Source organism: Actinacidiphila yanglinensis, assembly GCF_900107965.1.
Taxonomy (GTDB): domain Bacteria; phylum Actinomycetota; class Actinomycetes; order Streptomycetales; family Streptomycetaceae; genus Actinacidiphila; species Actinacidiphila yanglinensis.
In genome coordinates this window covers 697,658-720,280 of record NZ_FNVU01000001.1, presented here as the reverse complement: position 1 = coordinate 720,280, position 22,623 = coordinate 697,658, and the positions used below count along the sequence as shown (strand labels likewise).

General features: G+C 73.0%; 18 protein-coding genes. 3 read left to right on the top strand and 15 right to left on the bottom strand.

Annotation, left to right across the window (positions count from 1 at the left end):
* Positions 1-185: 185 nt before the first annotated feature.
* From C4U44_RS02990 to C4U44_RS02940, 12 genes are all read right to left on the bottom strand, one after another.
* Positions 186-1,649: a glutamate synthase subunit beta gene (locus C4U44_RS02990; RefSeq protein ID WP_103883963.1), complete on the bottom strand. Its 1,464-nt coding sequence runs from the start codon at positions 1,647-1,649 to the stop codon at positions 186-188.
* A complete protein-coding gene (gene gltB / locus C4U44_RS02985) occupies positions 1,642-6,225 on the bottom strand; it encodes a glutamate synthase large subunit (RefSeq protein ID WP_407642770.1) in 4,584 nt (1,527 codons plus the stop codon). Before gltB ends, C4U44_RS02990 begins: the two co-directional genes overlap by 8 nt.
* Before the next feature lie 491 nt (positions 6,226-6,716).
* A complete protein-coding gene (locus tag C4U44_RS02980; RefSeq protein ID WP_103883961.1) occupies positions 6,717-7,454 on the bottom strand; it encodes a VIT1/CCC1 transporter family protein in 738 nt (245 codons plus the stop codon).
* A gap of 166 nt (positions 7,455-7,620) precedes the next feature.
* Entirely contained in the window at positions 7,621-8,661 is a 1,041-nt protein-coding gene (gene lgt / locus C4U44_RS02975) for a prolipoprotein diacylglyceryl transferase (protein WP_103883960.1), read from the bottom strand.
* A 108-nt stretch (positions 8,662-8,769) separates the two neighbouring features.
* Positions 8,770-9,591 carry a DsbA family protein gene (locus tag C4U44_RS02970; protein WP_103883959.1) on the bottom strand — a complete coding sequence of 274 codons (822 nt, stop codon included), beginning with the start codon at positions 9,589-9,591 and terminating at the stop codon, positions 8,770-8,772.
* A gap of 296 nt (positions 9,592-9,887) precedes the next feature.
* A complete protein-coding gene (trpA, locus tag C4U44_RS02965) occupies positions 9,888-10,706 on the bottom strand; it encodes a tryptophan synthase subunit alpha (RefSeq protein WP_103883958.1) in 819 nt (272 codons plus the stop codon).
* On the bottom strand, positions 10,703-11,956 hold the full coding sequence (gene trpB / locus C4U44_RS02960; protein WP_103883957.1) for a tryptophan synthase subunit beta: 1,254 nt from the start codon (positions 11,954-11,956) through the stop codon (positions 10,703-10,705). The genes trpA and trpB overlap by 4 nt, the downstream gene beginning before the upstream one ends.
* A gap of 49 nt (positions 11,957-12,005) precedes the next feature.
* Positions 12,006-12,149, bottom strand: a complete 144-nt coding sequence (gene trpM, locus C4U44_RS43565) for a tryptophan biosynthesis modulator TrpM (protein ID WP_402445462.1) — start codon at positions 12,147-12,149, stop codon at positions 12,006-12,008.
* A 264-nt stretch (positions 12,150-12,413) separates the two neighbouring features.
* Entirely contained in the window at positions 12,414-13,223 is an 810-nt protein-coding gene (gene trpC / locus C4U44_RS02955) for an indole-3-glycerol phosphate synthase TrpC (protein WP_103883956.1), read from the bottom strand.
* Between the two features lie 159 nt (positions 13,224-13,382).
* The gene (locus C4U44_RS02950; RefSeq protein WP_103883955.1) at positions 13,383-13,847 is read right to left on the bottom strand and encodes a DUF2752 domain-containing protein; all 465 of its coding nucleotides are present in this window, start codon (positions 13,845-13,847) and stop codon (positions 13,383-13,385) included.
* Between the two features lie 93 nt (positions 13,848-13,940).
* The gene (locus C4U44_RS02945; RefSeq protein ID WP_103883954.1) at positions 13,941-14,198 is read right to left on the bottom strand and encodes an HGxxPAAW family protein; all 258 of its coding nucleotides are present in this window, start codon (positions 14,196-14,198) and stop codon (positions 13,941-13,943) included.
* A gap of 165 nt (positions 14,199-14,363) precedes the next feature.
* The gene (locus C4U44_RS02940) at positions 14,364-15,182 is read right to left on the bottom strand and encodes a TIGR02234 family membrane protein (protein WP_103883953.1); all 819 of its coding nucleotides are present in this window, start codon (positions 15,180-15,182) and stop codon (positions 14,364-14,366) included.
* A gap of 265 nt (positions 15,183-15,447) precedes the next feature.
* Between C4U44_RS02940 and C4U44_RS02935 the strand changes: the two genes are divergently transcribed.
* Positions 15,448-16,689 carry a S53 family peptidase gene (locus tag C4U44_RS02935; protein WP_103883952.1) on the top strand — a complete coding sequence of 414 codons (1,242 nt, stop codon included), beginning with the start codon at positions 15,448-15,450 and terminating at the stop codon, positions 16,687-16,689.
* 78 nt (positions 16,690-16,767) lie between these two features.
* Here C4U44_RS02935 and C4U44_RS02930 read toward each other — a convergent pair whose 3' ends face one another.
* Together C4U44_RS02930 and hisI are read right to left on the bottom strand one after the other, a co-directional pair.
* Positions 16,768-18,276 carry an anthranilate synthase component I gene (locus C4U44_RS02930; RefSeq protein WP_103883951.1) on the bottom strand — a complete coding sequence of 503 codons (1,509 nt, stop codon included), beginning with the start codon at positions 18,274-18,276 and terminating at the stop codon, positions 16,768-16,770.
* A gap of 217 nt (positions 18,277-18,493) precedes the next feature.
* Positions 18,494-18,850 carry a phosphoribosyl-AMP cyclohydrolase gene (hisI, locus tag C4U44_RS02925; RefSeq protein ID WP_103883950.1) on the bottom strand — a complete coding sequence of 119 codons (357 nt, stop codon included), beginning with the start codon at positions 18,848-18,850 and terminating at the stop codon, positions 18,494-18,496.
* 125 nt (positions 18,851-18,975) lie between these two features.
* Between hisI and C4U44_RS41410 the strand changes: the two genes are divergently transcribed.
* Complete coding sequence (locus tag C4U44_RS41410) at positions 18,976-19,956, top strand: hypothetical protein (RefSeq protein WP_160144968.1); 981 nt, start codon at positions 18,976-18,978, stop codon at positions 19,954-19,956.
* Positions 19,957-20,097: 141 nt separating this feature from the next.
* On the top strand, positions 20,098-20,730 hold the full coding sequence (locus C4U44_RS02915) for a TIGR03085 family metal-binding protein (protein ID WP_103883949.1): 633 nt from the start codon (positions 20,098-20,100) through the stop codon (positions 20,728-20,730).
* A gap of 382 nt (positions 20,731-21,112) precedes the next feature.
* Here C4U44_RS02915 and C4U44_RS02910 read toward each other — a convergent pair whose 3' ends face one another.
* Positions 21,113-22,432 carry an MFS transporter gene (locus tag C4U44_RS02910; protein WP_103883948.1) on the bottom strand — a complete coding sequence of 440 codons (1,320 nt, stop codon included), beginning with the start codon at positions 22,430-22,432 and terminating at the stop codon, positions 21,113-21,115.
* Positions 22,433-22,623 lie beyond the last annotated feature (191 nt).

Sequence of the window (22,623 nt, the reverse complement as noted above, 5' to 3'; positions counted from 1 at the left end):
CTTGCACCGCGCGTTCGAAGCCTGGTACCCCCGTTGTCACCCGTACGGTCGGGCGGCTGCCTGGGGCTGCGGCCGGTGATCGGAGCGGGACATGGCGCAGCGCCCGCCTCCTTGGTCGGGGAGTGGCGAGCGCTGCGGGTGTTACTGCGTTCCGCACACCGTTGTGCGGGACGTTCTCGGGGCCGTCAGACGGTGAGCGGCCGGTCGGTGGGGCGGATCGGGGCGTGCAGGGCGGACGGCACCCCCGTGAGGAAGGCGTCGACGGACTTCGCCGCGGAGCGCCCCTCGGCGATGGCCCAGACGATCAGGGACTGGCCGCGGCCGGCGTCACCGGCGACGAACACCCCTTCGACGTTGGTCGCGTAGGAGCCGTCCCGGGCGATGTTGCCGCGCGCGTCCAGTTCCAGGCCGATCTGCTCGATGAGGCCGTTCTTCTGGTCGGTGCCGGTGAAGCCCATCGCGAGGGTGACCAGGTCGGCCTTGATGACCCGCTCGGTGCCCTCCTGCGGCACGAACGTGCCGTCCTGGAAGACCACCTCGACCAGGTGGAGTTCCCGGACGTGCCCGTCGGCGTCGCCGGTGAACTTCACGGTGTTGACGGCGTAGACGCGCTCGCCGCCCTCCTCGTGCGCGGAGGTCACCTTGTAGACCATCGGCATCGTCGGCCACGGCTGGTGCGCGGGCCGCTCGTCGGAGGGGCGCGGCATGATCTCCAGCTGGGTGACGGACAGCGCGCCCTGCCGGTGCGCGGTGCCGACGCAGTCCGCGCCGGTGTCGCCGCCGCCGATGACCACGACGTGCTTGCCCTCGGCGGTGATCGGGGGCGCCACGAAGTCGCCCTCCTGCACCTTGTTCGACAGCGGCAGGTACTCCATCGCCTGGTACACGCCGGTCAGTTCGCGGCCCTCGACCGGCAGGTCCCGCCACTGGGTGGCGCCGGCCGCGATGACCACGGCGTCGTACCGGCGGGCGAGCTTCGCGGCGTCCAGGTCGGTGCCGATCTGCACGCCGGTGCGGAACTTGGTGCCCTCCGCGCGCATCTGCTCGATGCGGCGGTTGATGTGCCGCTTCTCCATCTTGAACTCGGGGATGCCGTACCGCAGCAGCCCGCCGATCCGGTCGGCCCGCTCGTAGACGGCCACGGTGTGGCCGGCCCGGGTGAGCTGCTGGGCGGCGGCGAGGCCGGCCGGGCCGGAGCCGATGACGGCGACGGTCTTGCCGGACAGCCGCTCCGGGGGCTGCGGGCGGACGTCCCCGTTGTCCCACGCCTGGTCGATGATGCTGACTTCGACGTTCTTGATGGTCACCGGCGGCTGGTTGATGCCGAGCACGCAGGCGGACTCGCACGGCGCCGGGCACAACCGCCCGGTGAACTCCGGGAAGTTGTTGGTGGCGTGCAGCCGCTCGGACGCGGCGGTCCAGTCCTCGCGGTAGGCGTAGTCGTTCCACTCCGGGATGAGGTTGCCCAGCGGGCAGCCCTGGTGGCAGAACGGGATGCCGCAGTCCATGCAGCGGCCGGCCTGCTTGCTGACGATCGGCAGCAGCCCGCCGGGAACGTAGACCTCGCTCCAGTCCTGCCGGCGCTCCTCGACCGCGCGGGTCGGGTTGTTCTCACGCGGGGTGGTGAGGAAGCCCTTGGGGTCAGCCATTTGCCGCCTCCATCATCTTCGCGGTGGTCTCGGACTCCGAGAGTCCGGCCTGCTCGGCGGCGTTCTTGGCGGCGAGCACTGCCTTGTAGTCCCTCGGCATGACCTTGCCGAAGCGGGTGAGGGCGCTGCCCCAGTCGGCGAGCAGCCGCTCGGCGACGGTGGAGCCGGTCTCCTCCAGGTGGCGCCGCACCACGTCGTGCAGCCAGGTGATGTCGTCGGCCGTCAGCTGCTCGACCTCGACCATCCCGGGGTTGACGCAGTCCGGGTCGAGGTCCAGCAGGTAGGCGATGCCGCCGGACATGCCGGCCGCGAAGTTCCGGCCGGTGCTGCCGAGCACCACGGCCCGGCCGCCGGTCATGTACTCGCAGCCGTGGTCGCCGACGCCCTCGGCGACGACGGTCGCGCCGGAGTTGCGCACGCAGAACCGCTCGCCGGTGCGGCCGCGCAGGAACAGCTCGCCGCCGGTCGCGCCGTAGGCGATGGTGTTGCCCGCGATGGTCGACTCCTCGGCGAGGTGGTCCGCGCCGCGGTCCGGGCGGACGATCACGCGGCCGCCGGACAGGCCCTTGCCGACGTAGTCGTTGGCGTCGCCCTCCAGCCGCAGGGTGATGCCCTGGGGCAGGAACGCGCCGAAGGACTGGCCCGCGGAGCCGGTGAAGGTGATGTCGATGGTGTCCTGCGGCAGGCCCGCGCCGCCGTACTTCTTCGTCACCTCGTGGCCGAGCATGGTGCCGACGGTGCGGTTGACGTTGCGGATCGGCACCTGGGCGCGGACCGGGGCGCCGGACTCCAGCGCCTCGGCGGCGAGCCGGATCAGCTCGTTGTCGAGCGCGCGGTCCAGCCCGTGGTCCTGGGCGGTGGTGCGGTGCAGTGCCGCGCCCTCGGGCAGTTCCGGCACGTACAGCAGCGGCGCCAGGTCCAGGCCCTCCGCCTTCCAGTGGTCCACCGCGCGCCCGGCGTCGATGAGTTCGGCGTGGCCGACGGCCTCCTCGATCGAGCGGAAGCCCAGCTCGGCGAGGAGCTCGCGGACCTCCTCGGCGATGAACTCGAAGAAGTTCACCACGAACTCCGGCTTGCCGGAGAAGCGGTCGCGCAGCACCGGGTTCTGGGTGGCGACGCCGACCGGGCAGGTGTCCAGGTGGCAGACGCGCATCATGATGCAGCCGGAGACGACCAGCGGCGCGGTGGCGAAGCCGAACTCCTCGGCGCCGAGCAGCGCCGCGATGACCACGTCCCGGCCGGTCTTGAGCTGGCCGTCGGTCTGCACGACGATCCGGTCCCGCAGCCCGTTGAGCAGCAGGGTCTGCTGCGTCTCGGCCAGTCCCAGCTCCCAGGGGCCGCCCGCGTGCTTGAGCGAGGTGAGCGGCGAGGCGCCTGTGCCGCCGTCGTGGCCGGAGATCAGCACCACGTCGGCGTGCGCCTTGGACACGCCTGCCGCGACCGTGCCGACGCCGACCTCGGAGACCAGCTTGACGTGCACGCGGGCCCGGGGGTTGGCGTTCTTCAGGTCGTGGATGAGCTGGGCGAGGTCCTCGATGGAGTAGATGTCGTGGTGCGGCGGCGGCGAGATCAGGCCGACGCCCGCGGTGGAGTGCCGGGTGCCGGCGATCCACGGGTAGACCTTGTGGCCGGGCAGCTGGCCGCCCTCGCCGGGCTTGGCGCCCTGGGCCATCTTGATCTGGATGTCGTCCGCGTTGACCAGGTACTCCGAGGTGACCCCGAAGCGGCCGGAGGCGACCTGCTTGATGGCGCTGCGCCGGGCCGGGTCGTACAGCCGGTCCGGGTCCTCGCCGCCCTCGCCGGTGTTGGACTTGCCGCCGAGCTGGTTCATCGCGATGGCGAGCGTCTCGTGCGCCTCGCGGGAGATCGAGCCGTACGACATCGCGCCGGTGGAGAACCGCCGGACGATCTCGCTGACCGGCTCGACCTCGTCGATCGGGACGGCCGGACGCTCGTGCTTCAGGCCGAACAGGCCGCGCAGCGTCATCAGCCGCTCGGACTGCTCGTTCACGCGGGAGGTGTACTGCTGGAAGATGTCGTAGCGCCGGGTGCGGGTGGCGTGCTGGAGCCGGAAGACCGTGTCCGGGTCGAACAGGTGCGGCTCGCCCTCGCGGCGCCACTGGTACTCGCCGCCGATCTCCAGCCGCCGGTGCGCGGCGGGGATGCCGGAGACCGGGTACGCCTTGACGTGCCGGGCGGCGACCTCCCGCGCGACGACGTCGATGCCCGCCCCGCCGATCTTCGTGTCGGTGAGGTGGAAGTAGGTGTCGACGAAGTCGGCGTCCAGGCCGACCGCCTCGAAGACCTGCGCGCCGCGGTAGGAGGCGACGGTGGAGATGCCCATCTTCGACATGACCTTCAGGACGCCCTTGCCGAGCGCCTTGATCAGGTTGCGCATCGCGGTCTCGGCGTCGACGCCGGGCAGGAAGGTACCGGCCCGCACCAGGTCCTCGACGGACTCCATCGCCAGGTACGGGTTGACCGCCGCCGCGCCGTAGCCGATCAGCAGGGCGACGTGGTGCACCTCGCGGACGTCGCCGGCCTCGACGATCAGGCCGACCTGGGTGCGCTGCTTGGTGCGGATCAGGTGGTGGTGGACCGCGGAGGTGAGCAGCAGAGACGGGATCGGGGCGTGCTCGGCGTCGGAGTGCCGGTCGGACAGCACGATCAGCCGGGCACCGTCCTCTATGGCGGCGTCGGCCTCGGCGCACATCTCGGCCAGTCGCGCGGCGAGTGCCTCGCCGCCGCCGCTGACCCGGTACAGGCCGGACAGCGTGGCGCTCTTCAGCCCGGGCAGGTCGCCGTCGGCGTTGACGTGGATGAGCTTGGCCAGCTCGTCGTTGTCGATCACCGGGAAGGGCAGGGTGATGTTGCGGCACGACGCGGGGCTGGGCTCCAGCAGGTTCCCGGAGGGGCCGATCGTGGAGATCAGCGAGGTGACCAGTTCCTCGCGGATGGCGTCCAGCGGCGGGTTGGTGACCTGCGCGAAGAGCTGGGTGAAGTAGTCGAACAGCAGCCGCGGCCGGTCCGACAGCGCCGCGATCGGCGAGTCGGTGCCCATCGAGCCGATCGGCTCGGCGCCGGTGCGGGCCATCGGCGCGAGCAGGACCCGCAGCTCCTCCTCGGTGTAGCCGAAGGTCTGCTGGCGGCGGGTGACCGAGGCGTGGGTGTGCACGATGTGCTCGCGCTCGGGCAGGTCGGGCAGGTTGATCAGCCCGGCGGCCAGCCAGTCCGTGTACGGGTTCTGCGCGGCGATCTCGGCCTTGATCTCGTCGTCCTCGACGACGCGGTGCGAGGCGGTGTCGACCAGGAACATCCGGCCCGGCTGGAGGCGGCCCTTGCGGATCACCTTCTCCGGCGCGATGTCGTGCAGCACCCCGGACTCGGAGGCGAGCACGACCAGGCCGTCGTCGGTGACCCAGTAGCGGCCGGGGCGCAGCCCGTTGCGGTCCAGCACGGCGCCGACGAGGGTGCCGTCGGTGAAGGTGACGCAGGCCGGGCCGTCCCACGGCTCCATGAGCGTGGAGTGGTAGCGGTAGAAGGCACGGCGGGCGGGGTCCATCGAGGTGTGGTTCTCCCACGCCTCGGGGATCATCATCAGCACGCTGTGCGGCAGCGAGCGGCCGCCGAGGTGCAGCAGCTCCAGCACCTCGTCGAAGGACGCCGTGTCGGACGCGCCGGGCGTGCAGATCGGGAAGATCCGGTCCAGGGCGCCCCGCTCCTCCGCGGCGCTCCCGTCGGTGCCGCGCACCGGGCCGAACAGCTCGCTGGCCAGCTGCGACTCGCGGGCGCGCATCCAGTTGCGGTTGCCCTTGACGGTGTTGATCTCGCCGTTGTGCGCGACGAACCGGTAGGGGTGGGCGAGCGGCCAGCTCGGGAAGGTGTTGGTGGAGAAGCGGGAGTGGACCAGCGCGATGGCGGTGGCGAACCGCTCGTCGGACAGGTCGGGGAAGAACGGCTCCAGCTGGCCGGTGGTGAGCATGCCCTTGTAGACGATGGTCCGCGCGGACAGCGACGGGAAGTACACGTCGGCCTCGCGCTCGGCGCGCTTGCGCAGCACGAAGGCGGGCCGGTCCAGGTCGATGCCCGCCCGGCGGCCCTCCGCGCCGCGGGAGTCGTCACCGTCGGCGACGAAGAGCTGCGTGAAGTACGGCATGGTGGAGCGGGCGGTCGCGCCGAGCAGGTCGGGATCGGTCGGCATCCGGCGCCAGCCGAGGACGGCCAGGCCCTCTTCCGCGGCGATCCGCTCGATGGCGTCGACGGCCTTGGAGCGGTCGTCGTGCTCGTGCGGGAGGAAGGCGAGCCCGACGGCGTACTGGCCCGCGGCGGGCAGCTCGAAGTCGACGGACTCGCGAAGGAAAGCGTCCGGGATCTGGAGCAGGATGCCCGCGCCGTCGCCGGAATCCGGCTCGGCGCCGGTGGCACCGCGGTGCTCCAGGTTGCGCAGGACGGTGAGCGCCTGCTGGACGAGCGCGTGGCTCGCCTCGCCGCTGAGAGTGGCGACAAAACCGACACCGCAGGCGTCGTGCTCGTTGCGGGGATCGTACATCCCCTGCGGGGCGGGGCGCCCGTCCATGAACGCGGAACGCGAACGCATGGCTCTCCCGTCGTCGTCATTGGCTGATATGCATCGCCCGTTCCCCGGGCATGCGCAACAGGGACGACGTTGGCCCTCTGCGATTTCGTGCAGGTTACATGATGGACGAATGTTCGAGAAGTGGATATTCGATTCCAGCATGTGGACGTGCGAGGTGGTGATCGGAAGGTGGAACAGCTACTTCTGGCCAGCGTCGCGCCGCGGGTTGTACGGACGGTCCCGGCACTGCGTGCGAGGGTGCCCGCGCACAGCTCGACGAGCCTCGGGGGAAAGCTCAGCCGGTTGGGTTACCGACTGATGCCCCGTGCGGCCGATGCTGAAACGAGGGGGAAACAGAACCTTCTGGCGAGTTGCCGGTACCACCCGCGATTCCGATGGTACGGCCGTTCAGCGCCGGACCGCGGGAGGCGGGCCAGGGGCGGCCCGGCCGGGCCCTGGGACGGCTCCCACCAGGGCCGGGAGCGGCGGCGTCAGCCCACCGCCGAGCCGATCAGGCTGCCCAGCGCGAACGTGACGCCGCCCGCTGCGGCACCCAGCACGAGCTGCCGCAGCCCGCTGTACCACCAGGAGCGCGCGGTGACCCGGGCCACCGCCGCACCGCAGCCGAAGAGCCCGGCCAGCGCCAGCGCCACCGCCGGCCACAGCACGGTCGCACCCAGCAGGTACGGGAGCACCGGCAGCAGCGCGCCCAGCGCGAAGCACACGAACGAGGAGGCCGCCGCGACCAGCGGCGAGGGCAGGTCGGTCGGGTCGACGCCCAGCTCCTCGCGGGCGTGGATCTCCAGCGCCTGCTCGGGGTCGGCGGACAGCTGCCGGGCCACCTCGTGGGCGAGCTCCGGCTCCACCCCGCGCGAGACGTACAGCGCGGCCAGCTCCCGCAGCTCTGCCTCGGGGTTGCGGTCCAGCTCGATCCGCTCCACCGCCAGCTCCGCCTCGACCAGCTCGCGCTGCGAGGCGACCGAGGTGTACTCGCCGGCCGCCATGGAGAACGCCCCGGCGGCCAGCCCGGCCAGGCCCGTGACCACCACGGTCCGCGCGCCCACGTCACCGCCGGCGACCCCGGTCATCAGCGCGAAGTTCGACACCAGCCCGTCCATCGCGCCGAACACCGCCGGCCGCAGCCACCCGCCGCTGACGTCACGGTGCGAGTGCTGGGGTACGTGGTACGGAGCGGCCGCACCGGCCGGCTCCACGGTGGCCGTCGTCATGTCCCTGCCCCTCCCCCGGGCACCCGTGCGGCCCGCGTCCGTCTGCGCAACGCTTCGACCGTACGTGGCATTCCGAGCCGCCGCCAGCAAGGGAAGGCTGCCCTGAGCTGCGGTTTCTCGCCACGGCGAGCGGGTCGGACGGAAGGGGAGGGTGCTCGGGACGAGGTCAGGAGGACTGCGAGTGCGGCTCGGACGCCGCCGTCGCGGACGCGGCACCCACGTCACCGGCGTCGGAGTCCGGCGCCGCCGCGGGCTCGTCGGTGGTGCCGGAGGCGTCGGAGCCCTCGGAACCTTCCGCACCCTTCGCGGCCTTGGTCAGTACGGGAGTGCCGGCCTCGGCGTTCTCGCCTGCCTCGGACGGCGCCTCCGCGTCGCCCGCAACCGCCACCGCGGTGTCCGGCTCGACCACGGTCTCCCGGCCGGGCCGCATCCGGGCCGACAGCACCAGGTAGAGCACCGCGGCGAGGAAGACGATGATCGCCGTCCAGTCGTTGAGACGCAGGCCCAGGATGTGGTGGGCGTAGTCGGACCGAAGGTGCTCGATCCAGCCGCGGCCCACGCAGTAGGCCGCCACGTACAGCGCGAAGGCGCGGCCGTGCCCGAGCCGGAAGCGCCGGTCGGCCCAGATCACCAGGAAGCCGACGCCGATGCACCAGAGGCACTCGTACAGGAACGTCGGCTGGTAGACACCGGGGATCCGGTCACCCGCGGTGCTGGTGATCTTCAGGCCCCACGGCAGGGTGGTGTGGTTGCCGTACAGCTCCTGGTTGAACCAGTTGCCCCAGCGGCCGATGGCCTGCGCGAAGGCGATGCCCGGGGCGATCGCGTCGGCGTAGGCGGGGAGCGCGATGCCGCGCCGGCGGCAGCCGATCCACGCGCCGAGCGCACCCAGGGCGATCGCGCCCCAGATGCCCAGCCCGCCGTCCCAGACCTTGAAGGCGTTCACCCAGTCGTTGCCGTTGGTGAAGTACAGCTCGTAGTCGGTGATCACGTGGTAGAGGCGACCGCCGACCAGGCCGAACGGCACCGCCCACACCGCGATGTCCGCGACGGTCTCCCGCTTGCCGCCGCGGGCGATCCACCGCTTGTTCCCGAGCCAGATGGCAACGAAGACACCGATGATGATGCAGAACGCGTAGCCCCGCAGCGGGATGGGTCCGAGATGGACGACCCCGTGGGAGGGACTGGGAATGTATGCAAGCTTCATGGCAATGCCGACCGTACCGTGCCGGGCGGGTGGTAGGGCAAGCCGCCCGGCTACGTATGGATAACGTCACGGCCGAGGACGGGGTCGGGGAACGGGTCGGGAGCGGGGTCAGGACGGGCTGGGCGTGGCGGTGACGGTGCCGGGCTTCTTGCCCTTGTTCGCCGCCTCGACCATCGTCTTCAGCAGCGCGGGGGTCAGCGCCGCGTTGCTGTAGATGTTCTTGCCGTTGAGCAGCACGGTCGGGGTGGAATTGAAGCCGGCGGTGTTGAACGCGTCGTTGGACTTCTTCACCCACGCGTTGTGGGTGCCGTTGTCCACGCAGGCGGTGAAGGCGGCGGTCCGCAGCCCGGGAACCTTGCCCGCGAGGGTGAGCAGGTTCTTCTTGTCGCCGAACTTGTCGTCCTGCTCGTCCGGCTGGTTGGCGTAGAGCACGTCGTGGTAGGCGCGGAACTTGCCCGCGTCCTGGGCGCAGGCCGCCGCGTTCGCCGCGTTCAGCGAGCCGTCGCCGCCGAGATTGCCGTCGATGAGGGTGACCAGGTGGTACTCGGTGCGCATCGCGCCGCTGTCCTCCAGGCCGTGGATCGTCGGCGTGAAGCTCTTCTCGAAGGCGTCGCAGGCCGGGCAGCGGAAGTCCTCGTAGATGGTCAGCGTGGACGGCGCGTCGGCGGCGCCGACCGGGATCACCAGGTTGTCCTTCCCGATGGCGCCGCGCGGCGCGGTCACGGTGCCCGCGGAGTCGCTGCCGCTGCTCTTGCCGCTGCCGCTGTTCGCCACGGCGATGGAGATGCCCGCGGCGATCGCGATCACCACGACCACCCCGCCCGCCACGGTCAGCGTCCGCTTCCGCTTGGCCCGGGCCTTGTCCTTCTCGCGCTGCGCCTGCAGCGCCTGCCGCGCGCTGACTTTTCCGTTCCGGTTCTTCTCGCTCACGTCGTTCCAACGCGGGGGCGCTGCGCTCGGCTTGTGCGAGGCGGGAATTTCGCCCGGGCGAGTGAAGGATTGCCCCCGCAAGGGTGAGCGGACCCTCCGGGGTGCCCCGTCCTGTTGTCAGGGGACCTTGCGGTCCGCGGTGGTTGCTCGCGCAGTTCCCCGCGCCCCTTGTACGTGCGGCTCGCACCTGGCTTGCCCAGGAGTACCCGGGCATATCCGGGGGCGCGGGGAACTGCGCGACAAGCCCACCACCGGCGGGTGGTCCCTCGACCAGGAGGACGGGGCGGCTTGGGGGGTCAGGGCGCCCGGCGCACGCCCCGCGCGAGGTCGGCCGCGAGGGACCGTACCGCGGCCAACCCCTCGGAGAGTTCCTCGTGGTCGAGCAGCCGCTGCACGAACGCGGAACCGACGATGACCCCGTCCGCGAAGGAAGCGACCTCCGCGGCCTGCTCGGCGTTGGAGACGCCGAGCCCGACGCACACCGGCAGCTCCGTGGTCGCGCGGGTGCGCGCGACCAGCCCGGCCGCCTGCTCGCCGACGCTCGCCCGGGTCCCGGTGACGCCCATGAGGGACGCCGCGTAGACGAAGCCGCTGCCGGCCGAGGTGATCCGCGCCAGCCGCTCGTCGCGGCTGGAGGGGGCGACGACGAAGACGGTGGCCAGTCCGTGCGCCTGGGCCGCCTTCCGCCACCCCTCGGACTCCTCCACCGGCAGGTCGGGCAGGATGCAGCCCGCGCCGCCCGCGTCGGCCAGTTCCGCGGCGAACCGCTCGGCGCCGTAGCGGTCGACCGGGTTCCAGTACGTCATGACCAGGACCGGCTTGCCGCTGGCGGCGTGCCCCTCGCGCACGGTGCGCAGGACGTCCGCGATGCGGACGTGGTTCTTGTTGAGCGCGATGTCGTCGGCGGTCTGGATGACCGGCCCGTCCAGGACGGGGTCACTGTGCGGCAGCCCCACCTCGACGATGTCGGCGCCGCCCTCGAACGCCGCCTTGACCGCCTCGATGCCGCCCTCGACGGTCGGGAACCCGGCCGGGAGGTAGGCGACGAGCGCGGCGCGCTGCTCGGTCCGGGCGACCGCGAGGGTCCGTTCCAGAAGCGTGATGGTGCCGCTCACTTCGCGTCCCCCTCGTCGTAGAGCCCGAAGTAGCGGGCGGCGGTGTCCATGTCCTTGTCGCCGCGGCCGGACAGGTTCACCAGGACCAGGCCCTCCGGGCCCAGGTCGCGGCCGATCTCCAGCGCCCCGGCCAGCGCGTGCGCGCTCTCGATGGCGGGGATGATGCCCTCGGTGCCGGACAGCAGCCGCAGCGCCTGCATCGCGGCGTCGTCGGTCACGGCGCGGTACTCGGCGCGGCCGGTGTCCTTCAGGAACGAGTGCTCCGGTCCGACGCCGGGGTAGTCCAGCCCGGCCGAGATGGAGTAGGGCTCGGTGATCTGACCCTCGTCGTCCTGCAGGACGTACGAGCGGGAGCCGTGCAGGATGCCGGGCTCGCCGGCGGTGAGGGTCGCGGCGTGCTCGCCGGTGTCCACACCGTGGCCGGCCGGCTCGCACCCGACCAGCCGCACCGAGGTGTCCGGCAGGAAGGCGTGGAACAGGCCCATCGCGTTGGAGCCGCCGCCGACGCACGCCACCGCGGCGTCGGGCAGCCGCCCGGTGCGCTCCAGGAGCTGGCGCCGGGCCTCGACGCCGATCACCCGGTGGAAGTCGCGGACCAGCGCGGGGAACGGGTGCGGGCCCGCGACGGTGCCGAACAGGTAGTGGGTGCGGTCGACGTTGGCCACCCAGTCGCGGAACGCCTCGTTGATGGCGTCCTTCAGGGTGCGGCTGCCCGAGGTCACCGAGACCACCTCGGCGCCGAGCATGCGCATCCGCGCGACGTTCAGCGCCTGGCGGCGCGTGTCGATCTCGCCCATGTAGATCGTGCAGTCGAGGCCGAACAGGGCGCACGCGGTGGCCGTCGCCACGCCGTGCTGGCCCGCGCCGGTCTCCGCGATCACCCGGGTCTTGCCCATGCGCTTGGTGAGCAGGGTCTGGCCCAGCACGTTGTTGATCTTGTGCGAGCCGGTGTGGTTGAGGTCCTCGCGCTTCAGGAAGACCCGCGCGCCGCCGGCGTGCTCGGCGAACCGCCGCACCTCCGTCAACGCGCTGGGCCGGCCCGCGTAGTTGACCATCAGGTCGTTCAGCTCGGCGGCGAAGGCCGGGTCGGTCTTGGCCTTCTCGTACTCCGCGGCGACCTCGTCCACGGCGGCGACCAGCGCCTCCGGGATGAACTTGCCGCCGAACGGGCCGAAGTAGCCCTCCGGGCTCGGCACGGCGCCGTCCGGATCGGGCAGGAAGTAGGTGTTCTCGTCTGGTGTGTCGGACATACGTGTCCCCTGGCGGGTGTGGTGGTCGGGCTGACAGCTGCGGGGCGGCTCAGCCGCGGCGCCATCGCCTGCCGTTCACCTGACCCGGCTCGCACCCGATCACGTATCTCACCCGCCGCCCCAGCACCCTCCGCGCGGGCGCGCGGCAGCCACGGGGTTTGCACCCGGGTGCGAGACGCTGCGCGATGGCCATGCGACGCAGCTTAGCGGACCCCCCGGGGTGCCCCGTCCTGCCTGTTCAGGGACCACCTGCCGGTGGTGGGCTTGTCGCGCAGTTCCCCGCACCCCTGGGTATGTGCGGCTCCCTCCGCGAAAAGAGGGCCACCAACCAAGGGGCGCGTGGGGCCCCTCCCAGCCGCCAGGCTGGGGGAGAACTGCGCGAACAACCACAACCGGACCGCAAGGTCCCGCAACTCACAGGACGGGGCACCCCGGAGGGTCAGGGGCACCCTGGGAATCAGTCGCGCCCGTGCCGGAGGGCCGGATGAGCGCCGGCCGCAACCAGATCGGCGACCGCCGTCCGCGGGTCACGCCCCGTCACGAGCGACTCCCCGACCAGAACGGCATCGGCCCCGTCATGCGCGTAAGCGATCAGATCGTGCGGCCCCCGCACACCCGACTCCGCGACCTTGACAATGTGATCGGGGATCTCGGGGGCGACCCGGGCGAAGGTGTCCCGGTCCACCTGGAGCGTCTTGAGGTTGCGCGCGTTGACCCCGATCACGCGGGCCCCCGCGTCGACCGCGCGCTGGACCTCCTCCTCGTCGTGCACCTCGACGAGCGGGGTGAGCCCGATCGACTCGGCCCGCTCGACGAGCGAGACCAGGGCGGCCTGGTCGAGCGCGGAGACGATCAGCAGGGCCAGGTCGGCCCCGTAGGCGCGCGCCTCCCACAGCTGGTAGGCGGTGACGATGAAGTCCTTGCGCAGCACGGGGGTGTCGACCTTCGCGCGGACCGCTTCCAGGTCGGCCAGCGACCCGCCGAAGCGCCGCTGCTCGGTGAGCACGCTGATCGCCGCGGCGCCGCCCGCCTCGTAGTCGGCCGCGAGTGCCGCGGGATCCGCGATCGCGGCGAGCGCGCCCTTGGAGGGGCTGGACCGCTTGACCTCGCAGATCACCTTGACGCCCTCGCCGCGCAGGGCGGCGACCCCGTCACGGGCGTCCCGCGCCTTGGCCGCGCGCTCCTTGAGGTCGTCAAGGGAGACCCGGGCCTGTCGCTCGGCGAGGTCGGCTCGTACTCCGTCGATGATCTCGTCGAGCACACTCACGCGAGAACTCCCCTTCGGCCGGGCCGAGCAGCGAAATGATCAAGCCAGCGGCGGTTGACCACCAGCACTCCGATGGTATCGGGCGGGGGGCGCGGGACCCGAATCGTGCCCCGCGCGGTCCCACCACCTGGACGTATGCGGTCACGGCGGCCATCTCGGTCAGGGGGCCAGGGCCGCGCCGAAGGGCAGGTTCCGGACAACTGTGAAGAGCAGCGCGAGCACCCCGATCGCCCACCGCCAGCCCGGCCGCAGGTACGGCTCGAAGGGCCGGCCGCGCACCGCGCGCACCGCCCAGACCGTCCAGACCACGGCGAAGACGGCGTAACCGGCCACGGCCAGCGCGTTGCACCCCAGCGCGGTACGGAAGTGGCCGTGCGCGACGGCGTACGCGCTGCGCAGACCGCCGCAGCCGGGGCAGTACACGCCGGTGTAGTGGAGCAGCGGGCAGACCGGGTAGTGCCCGGGCGTGTTGGGGTCGACGCTGCCGACGTAGCAGAAGCCCGCCGCTACGGCGCCGAGCACGCCGAGCGGTACGGCGGCGCGGCGCAGGGCGGCCCGCGGGCCGGGCGGGCGCGGGCCGGGGGCGTCCGTGCGAACGGGGACCTCGGACGTGAGGTGGGTCACAGCGCCGATTGTGCCCCGGGACGCACGAAGGCGCAGCGCGCGGACCGGGGGTCCGGGCGGCTGCGCCTCGGGGTTCGCGCGCGGGGCGCGGGATCAGGCGCCGGCGTGGGCGCGGGACTCCTCGGTGGAGGACGATCCGTTGGTCGAGATCGGCTTGTACGTCTGGCCGAGGCCCATCAGCTTCATCGCTCCGCCGACGACGACGCCGACCGCGATGATCGCCATACCCACCCAGAACCCGGCCGTGTTCGCCGCCACCATGAAGCCGCCGGCCACGCAGAAACCGACGAACGCGATGATCACACCGGTCCAGGCGGCGGGCGTGTGTCCGTGGTCGTGCTGTGCCGCCATGAGTGCTCCCTGCAGAGTCGGGTCGGGGCGTCCTGCGCCTCCCACTTCGTCCCCCATTGTTGCGCGTGCGGGGGGTGGGGCGCGCACCGGGGTGGCCTGGAGCGGAGTGGCGTGCCGGGCACGGCCGCTCGTGCGGGTCCGGCGCCCGTCCGGCCCGGCCGGCCGTCAGTCCGCGGCGCGGTTCCCGGCGCCGTCCTCGGCCGTGCCGCCGGCCGCGTTCTCGGCCACGTCGTCGGTCGCGTTCTCCGTCGGGTCGTCAGTGGGGTCCTCGGTCGGGTCCTCGCCGCGGTCGAGCGCCTTCCACAGGTCCTCGGGGCGGTCGGGGTCGACGGTCACGGGGGCGGGACCGCGGCCGGCCCGTGGGGTACCGGTGCGGCCGGTGGGCCGGTCGTAGCGGCCGGACATCGCCGGCCACCGGGAGCCGTGCCGCAGCGCGATCAGGCCCGCGACGAGCATCAGCAGCCCGCCGGCCGCGGAGACGAACGGCCAGCCGGTGGTGCTGGTGTGCGCGGCGGTGGCGTGGGTGAGGCTGGTCGCGGTGGCGGCGGCGGAGTTCAGGGCGCCGTGGTCGCCGCGGCGGGCAAGGGCGGTGACGGCGGCGCCGAGGCCGCTGAGCGTCAGCAGCGCGGCCACCACGTAGCGCCCGATCCGGCGGACCGCGAAGATCGCCACCAGCGAGGCGAGCCCGACCAGGGCGAGCGCCCCGGGCAGCGCGGTCATCTGGCTGCCGCTCGCGTGCACCGGCATGGCGTGCCCGGCGGACGCGGCGGTGCCGCGGGCCCACGTCTTGCCCGCCGCCAGCAGCACCAGGCTCGCCCCGAGGACGCCGCAGCCCAGTGCCACCGCGAGGGCACGGTAGGCGGCGCGGCGGTCGGGGTCGGCGCGCCGCTGCACTCCGGGTGCGGCGGGTTCCGCCGAGAGGTCCGCCGGCGCGGGCGCGGTGGACGTCGCGGTGTGTTCAGGCGCGGCCGAGGACGTGTTCACCCCTCCACTATCCCCTGCCCGCGCGGGACCCCCTCGGCGGGGGGCGGTGCAAGGGCGCCCCGCTCGCGTCGCGGGGGGATCGCGGGTGGGTCATGCGGAGCCCGCGCAGCCGCCAGGTGAAGGTAAAGCGGAGATCGCCGCCCGATTCTTGTTGACGTGTGCCGGTCAGTCATAGCGTGCGCCAGTCCCACTGTTCCCAAAAGGGCGCAGAAACCTCTGTGTTCACCCTCGCTCCTCGGTTCCCCCCACCACAGGAGGCAGTCGCTTGCGCTTCACTCTCGGCACCTTCAACCCCCTCTCCCTCCGTACCGGCCTCGCCCTCACCGCAGCGGCGGGGCTCGCCGCGTCCGGGCTCGCGCTCGCCTCCTCCGCGCAGGCCGCCCCGGCCGTGCACGGCCTGCGGACCGCCCACTCGTGTGCGGTGGCCACGAAGGCCGGCCAGATGGCCTGCCAGGCCGTCAAGGTCACCAGCGGGGCGAGCACGCTGGCGCGGTCCAGCGGTGCGGTCCACCCGTCCGCGGCGCCCTCCGGCTTCGGCCCTGACGACCTGCACTCCGCCTACAACCTGCCCACCACCGGCGGCTCCGGCGCGACCGTGGCGATCGTCGACGCGTACGACGACCCCAACGCCGAGGCGGACCTGGCCACTTACCGGTCCACCTACGGGCTGCCCGAGTGCTCCACCGACAACGGCTGCTTCAGCAAGGTCGGCCAGAGCGGCAGCGCCTCCTCGCTGCCCACTCCCGACGCCGGCTGGGCCGAGGAGATATCGCTCGACGTCGACATGGTCAGCGCGACCTGCCCGCAGTGCCACATCCTCCTGGTGGAGGCGGACAGTTCGTCGATGGCCGACCTCGGCGCCTCGGTGAACACCGCGGTGTCGCTGGGCGCGAAGTACGTCTCCAACAGCTACGGCGGCGGCGAGTCCTCGGCCGACTCGTCGTACGACAGCACGTACTTCGACCACCCGGGCGTGGCCATCACGGTCAGCGCGGGCGACTCGGGGTACGGCGTCGAGTACCCGGCCGGCTCGCAGTACGTCACCGCGGTCGGCGGCACCTCGCTGACCGCCGACTCCTCCGCCCGCGGCTGGAGCGAGTCCGCGTGGAGCGGTTCGGGCTCGGGCTGCTCGCAGTACGACCCGAAGCCGAGCTGGCAGACCGACAGCGGCTGCGCGAAGCGGTCGGTGGCCGACGTCTCGGCGGTGGCCGACCCGAGCACCGGTGTCGCGGTCAACGACACCTACGGCGGCGACGGCGGCTGGGAGGTGTTCGGCGGCACGAGCGTGTCCTCGCCGATCATCGCCTCGGTCTACGCGCTCGCCGGCACGCCGTCGGACGGCTCCACGCCGTCGTCCTTCCCCTACGCCCACACGTCGGACCTCAACGACGTGACCGGCGGGTCGAACGGCAGCTGCGGCGGTTCCTACCTCTGCAGCGGCGCCTCGGGCTACGACGGCCCGACCGGGCTCGGCACGCCCAACGGCACGGCGGCCTTCACCGGCTGACCGGCCGGACCGCTCGCCGCGCAGTTCCCCGCGCCCCTGAGGGCGCGGGGAACTGCGCTGTCCGGGCCGCCCGGGGGGTCAGCCGTGCAGGCGGTTGGCCGTGTTCACGGCCCGGAGGACGGCCGCGGCCTTGTTGCGGCACTCCGTGTCCTCGGAGACCGGGTCGGAGTCGGCCACGATGCCGGCGCCCGCCTGCACGTAGGCCGTGCCGTCCCGGACCAGGGCGGTACGGATGGCGATCGCGGTGTCGGAGTCGCCGGCGAAGTCGAGGTAGCCGACGCAGCCCCCGTACAACCCCCGGCGGGTGGGCTCCAGTTCCTCGATGATCTGCATCGCGCGCGGCTTGGGGGCGCCGGACAGGGTGCCCGCGGGGAAGCAGGCGGTGAGCACGTCGAAGGCGCTGTGGCCCGGCGCGACCCGGCCGGTGACGGTCGAGACGATGTGCATCACGTGCGAGTAGCGCTCGACCGACATGAAGTCGACCACCTCGACGCTGCCGGGCTCGCACACCCGGCCCAGGTCGTTGCGGCCGAGGTCGACCAGCATCAGGTGCTCGGCCCGCTCCTTGGGGTCGGCCAGCAGTTCCTCGGCGAGCGCCGCGTCCTCCTGCGGGGTGGCGCCGCGCGGCCGGGTGCCCGCGATCGGGTGCACCATGGCCCGCCCGTCCTCGACCTTGACCAGCGCCTCGGGGCTGGACCCGACCACGTCGAAACCGCCCTCGGCGCCCCCGTCCTCACCCGGGAAGCGCAGCAGGTACATGTACGGGCTCGGGTTGGTGGCGCGCAGCACCCGGTAGACGTCCAGCGCGGTCGCCGAGCACGGCGTCTCGAACCGCTGCGAGGGCACCACCTGGAACGCCTCGCCCGCCCGGATCCGCTCCTTGACGTCCTCGACCGCGTCGCGGAAGTCCTGACCGCCCCACCGCGTGGTGTACTCCGGCAGTTCGGACTGCGGCAGCGCGACCGGCGGGTACTCGGCGGGGCGGCCCAGGTCGGCCTCCATCGCGTCCAGCCGGGCCACCGCGTCCGCGTACGCCTCCTCCACGCCGGTGTCCCGGTCGTTGTGGTTGATGGCGTTGGCGATCAGCAGCACGCTGCCGTCCCAGTGGTCCAGCACGGCGAGGTCGGAGGTGAGCAGCATCGTCAGCTCGGGCAGCCGGAGTTCGTCGCTCCCGTGCTCGCCGATCCGCTCCAGGCGGCGGACGATGTCGTAGCCGAGGTAGCCGACCATGCCGCCGGTGAACGGGGGCATGCCCGCGGCCAGGTCGCGCGGGGTGTGCAGGGCCTCCACGGTGGCCCGCAGCGCGGCCAGCGGGTCGCCGTCCACCGGGACGCCGACCGGGGGCGTGCCGAGCCAGTGCGCCTGCCCCTGACGGGCGGTCAGCGTCGCGGCCGAGCGGACGCCGACGAAGCTGTAGCGCGACCACGCCTTGCTGTCCTCGGCGGATTCCAGCAGGAACGTGCCGACGCGCTCACCCGCGAGTTTTCTGTACAACCCGACCGGGGTGTCGCCGTCCGCGAGCAGGCGCCTGCTGACCGGGATCACGCGGCGGTCGACGGCGAGTTTGCGGAAGGTAGGGAGGTCCATGGCGGGAGGGTAACCGCCCCGGCGTGCCCCGACCCTCGGGGGTGCCCCTGTCCCGCCGGGGTGCCCCTGTGCGTGGTCGAGGGACCACCTGCCGGTGGCCGGTTGCCCGCGCGGTTCTCCCCCAGCCTGGCGGCTGGGTGGGGGTGCCCCCGGCGAAGCCAGGGGGTGCCCCCACGCGCCCCTGGTCGTGCGGGTCCCCAGGCGAGAAGAGGGTCGCCTAACCCTCCAGGAGGACGTCCTCGTCGAAGCAGGTGCGGGTGCCGGTGTGGCAGGCGGGGCCCACCTGGTCGACGCGGACGAGGAGCGTGTCCCCGTCGCAGTCGAGGGCGACGGACCTGACGTGCTGGACGTGGCCGGAAGTATCCCCCTTGGCCCAGTACTCGCGGCGGCTGCGGCTCCAGTAGGTGCAGCGCCCGGTGGTGAGGGTGCGGTGCAGCGCCTCGGCATCCATCCAGCCGAGCATCAGCACCTCACCGGTGTCGTACTGCTGGGCGATGGCGGGAACCAGCCCGTCCGGGTTGCGCTTGAGACGCGCGGCGATCGCGGGGTCGAGCGAGGTCGATGGCGAGGACATGCCCCCATTCTGCCGCCGATCCGCCGCAACAAGAAAAGCCGCATTAACTGCCAAACGCCACAAGGCGGTTGCCCGCTATCCGGGAGGAGCTCGCAGCTGTCATCCGTATGGGGCATCCTGCCACCATGGGTTTTCCTCCGCCGCCGCAAGATGGTCCACCGCCACCCCCCGAGCAGAGCGGCGGTTTCGGGCCGCCCCAGGGTTTCGGCCCGCCTCCGCCGCCTCCACCGCCGGGCGGCGGCCAGCCGTACGGCTACCCGCAGCAGCCCGAGGGCCAGCCTCCGTACGGCTACCCGCAGCAGCCCGAGGGCCAGCCGGGCGGCCAGCCCTACGGCTACCCGCAGCAGAACCAGCAGGGCGGCTACGGCCCGGCCGGCCAGCCCGGTCCGCCGGCGCCCCCCGGTGACTACGGCTACCCCGGCGGCCAGCCGGGCTTCGGCTACCAGCCGCCGCCCCCGCCGCCGAACAACAACAAGCGCAACGCGTGGATCGCGGTCGGCGCGGTCGTGGTGATCGGCGCGATCATCGGCGGCGTCGCCGTGGCCAGCAGCGGCGGCGACAAGAAGAAGTCGGCGGACGACAAGCCGACCCACACCATCAGCGGGCTGCCGACCAAGATCCCCACCGGGATACCGAGCTTCACGCTGCCGTCGGACACGACGGACCCCTCGGACGACCCGACGCTGGGCCTGCCCACGGACCTGCCCACCGGTGACGACGGCCTGCCGACCGACTCGGCCTCGCCGACCGAGAAGCTGGTGCCGTACGTGTCACTGAAGCCGGGTACCTGCTTCGACGCCCCGTCGCTGTCGCCGTCGGTCTCGACGGTGACGACCCGTTCGTGCAGTTCCGCGCACGACGCGCAGGTGATCGCGAACGAGACGCTGAGCGGCACCTTCGACACCGACGCGGACATCCAGACCAAGGCGCTGTCGCTGTGCCAGTCCGACGCGCACGCGCACCTGCCGCACGACGGCCGCGAGTACTACCCGTACGCGCTGTTCCCGAAGCTCATCACGTACGAGCTGCAGGGCAAGAAGACGGTCACCTGCTCGCTGACCCGCAGCAACGGCACGAACGGCACGAAGATGTACAGCAAGTTCTGAGTTCCATGGCACGCACTGATCGGGGGACGGGCGCGGCGGGCGGAACGCGACGGCGCGCCCGGCGCCCGGTCCGGCGGCGACCCGGGTGATCCGGGCGCACGGCACCGGATTTTTCGGCCGCCGGGTGGATAGCCTTCCGGTATGACGACCCATGCGCAGCGTGAACGTCTGCTCTTCGCCGATCTGCTGGAGCGTTCGGGCCCCGACGCCCCGACGCTCTGTGCGGGCTGGACCACCAAGGACCTGGCCGCCCACGTCGTGGTCCGCGAGCGACGCGGTGACGCGGCCGTCGGGATGGTGGTCCCGCAGCTCGCCGACCGCCTGGCGCGGGTCCGCAAGGAGTACGCGGAGAAGCCGTACGCCGAACTCCTCCACCTGATCAGGACCGGCCCGCCGCGGCTGTCCCCCTTCTCGCTCAAGCAGCTCGACGAGGCGTCGAACACGCTGGAGTTCTACGTCCACACCGAGGACGTGCGGCGTGCGGCGCCCGAGTGGACCCCGCGCACGATCGACCCGGTCTTCGCCGACGCGCTCTGGGCGCGGCTGGAGCGGGCCGCCCGGCTGTTCGGGCGGCGCAGCCCGGTCGGCATCGTGCTGCGGGTGCCCGACGGGCGGACCGTGGTCGCCCACAAGGGCGCGCCCGTGGTGACCGTCACCGGCGAGCCGTCCGAGCTGACGATGTTCGCGTTCGGCCGGCAGGCCGCGGCGAAGGTCGACGCGGACGGCCCGGAGGACGCGGTGGCGCAGGCGTACGGAGCGAAGCTCGGGGTCTGACGGAGCGGCGTCTGCCTTCGGCCCGGGGATGCGGAGGTCCGCCCGCGCAGGCCCGCCCGCCCGCGCAGGGCCAACCCCGCGAGGGCCCACGCGCCGAACCGGGGAGCGGGGGCCCCGGACGCACCGGCCCGAGCCCGCGAAGGCCCGCCCGCGTCGGCCCGGACAGGCGAAGGCCCGCACGCGCCCGCCCGGAGCCCGCGAAGGTTCGCACGCCGACCCGGAGAGGCAGCCGCCCGCCCGCGAAGGCCGCACGCGCCTGCCCGGGGAGGCGGAGGCCCCGCACGCGCCGGCCCGAGCCCGCGAAGGCCCGCCCGCGTCCTCCAGCCCGTCCGCTTCCGCGCGGGCCGAGCCGCTTCCGCCCGGGCATCCCGGGTCGCCCGGGTCAGTGCGGCGCCTTCGCGGTGGCGAGCGGCCCGCTCGCGCGGCGCACGGCCGAGGAGGCGAGGCCGACGGCGCCGCCCAGCATCCCGACGGCCGCGCTGGTGAGGAAGACGGCCGTCGGCCCGAACGCGGCGACGGCGACCCCGAAGACGGGGTAGACGAGCGGGGCGAGGCCGAAGCCGGTGAGGCTCATGACCGACGTGACGCGGCCGAGGTAGCCGGGATCGCACGCGGACTGGATCATGGCGACCGCCAGGCCGCCGCAGACCCCGCAGATGAGCCCGGCGAGCAGCGCCAGCGCGACCGCGGCCCCGAGCACGGGGGCGGCGCCGATCAGCCCGATCGCCGCGGAGCCGACGAAGAGCGTGACGATCTGCACGACGCCCGCCCGCCGCACCCCGCCGCGCAGGGCCAGCAGCAGCGCGCTGGTCGCCGCTCCGGCGCCGAACGCGGCGATGATCCAGCCGTACCCGGACGAGCCCCAGCCGCGCTGCCGGGCGAGCAGCACCATGCCGACGTTGAGCGGGCCGGCCAGGCCGAGTTCGCTGAGCGCGCCGGACAGCACGAGCGGGCCGACCAGGCGGTGGCGGCGGATGTAGCGCAGCCCGCCGCGCAGTTCGGCCCAGGCACTGGTGCCGGTGCTGTCCTCCGCCCCGGCCGCGGGGGCGGGGGCAGGGGCGGGCGTGTGGCCCGCCTTCATCGCGCCGATGCGGGTGGTGACCAGGAGCGGCACGGACACCGCGAACAGCCCGCCGGCCAGGGCGAAGGCGGCGCTCGCGCCGCCCAGCCCCATCGCGAGGCCGCCCAGCGGCGGGCCGGCGATGTCGCCGGTGCGGACGGCGAGCGCGCGCATCCCCTGGAACCGGACGAGCTGGTCGCGCGGGACCAGGCGGGGCGGCAGCGCGCCGACCGCGGGCATGAACAGCGCGTCCACGACGCCGAAGACGGCGGCGACGCACACCAGCAGCCACAGCCCGGGGGAGGCCAGTGCGAGCACCACGGCCGCGCCGAGGATCAGCACGCTGCGCGCGGCGTCGCTGCCGATCACCACCCTGCGCGGGCCGAAGCGGTCGGCGACCACTCCCCCGCCGAGCAGGAACAGGGCCCGCGGCACCGCGCCGACCGCCATGACCATTCCCACCCCCGCGGGCGAGGCCGTCCTCGCCGCGGCGAAGCCGAGCGCGAGGAAGTAGATGCTGTCGCCGAGCAGGGACGCGGTGTACGCGGTCAGCCAGCGCAGCACGTTCGGGTCGCGGTGGGCGGCGAGGACGGTGCCGGTGCCGTCCTTGGGCGGTGCGTCGGGGTGCCTGGTGCCGAGCATGACGGGCCTTCCTGAGAGGTGGGCGACGACGCGGGCGGCACGACAGCAACGGAGGGGCCCGCATCAGGGCGTGCGGAGTCCACCCGTGGACCCGGTAAGGGGAGGGCATCAGGGTGTGCGGGCCTTACCCGTGGACCCGGTAAGGCGCAGGCATCAGGGCGTGCGGGCCTTACCGGCGGGCTGACGTGGGT

Bases quoted from the DNA above. Each gene is read 5' to 3' on its own strand.
- C4U44_RS02945 (WP_103883954.1), bottom strand. From the start codon at position 14,198: ATGGCGGCACAGCACGACCACGGACACACGCCCGCCGCCTGGACCGGT.
- trpB (WP_103883957.1), bottom strand. From the start codon at position 11,956: ATGTCCGACACACCAGACGAGAACACCTACTTCCTGCCCGATCCGGAC.
- hisI (WP_103883950.1), bottom strand. From the start codon at position 18,850: ATGTCCTCGCCATCGACCTCGCTCGACCCCGCGATCGCCGCGCGTCTC.
- C4U44_RS02930 (WP_103883951.1), bottom strand. From the start codon at position 18,276: ATGGACCTCCCTACCTTCCGCAAACTCGCCGTCGACCGCCGCGTGATC.
- C4U44_RS02910 (WP_103883948.1), bottom strand. From the start codon at position 22,432: ATGCTCGGCACCAGGCACCCCGACGCACCGCCCAAGGACGGCACCGGC.
- C4U44_RS02980 (WP_103883961.1), bottom strand. From the start codon at position 7,454: ATGACGACGGCCACCGTGGAGCCGGCCGGTGCGGCCGCTCCGTACCAC.
- lgt (WP_103883960.1), bottom strand. From the start codon at position 8,661: ATGAAGCTTGCATACATTCCCAGTCCCTCCCACGGGGTCGTCCATCTC.
- gltB (WP_407642770.1), bottom strand. From the start codon at position 6,225: ATGGACGGGCGCCCCGCCCCGCAGGGGATGTACGATCCCCGCAACGAG.
- C4U44_RS02915 (WP_103883949.1), top strand. From the start codon at position 20,098: ATGACGACCCATGCGCAGCGTGAACGTCTGCTCTTCGCCGATCTGCTG.
- C4U44_RS41410 (WP_160144968.1), top strand. From the start codon at position 18,976: ATGGGTTTTCCTCCGCCGCCGCAAGATGGTCCACCGCCACCCCCCGAG.
- trpM (WP_402445462.1), bottom strand. From the start codon at position 12,149: ATGGCCATCGCGCAGCGTCTCGCACCCGGGTGCAAACCCCGTGGCTGC.
- C4U44_RS02990 (WP_103883963.1), bottom strand. From the start codon at position 1,649: ATGGCTGACCCCAAGGGCTTCCTCACCACCCCGCGTGAGAACAACCCG.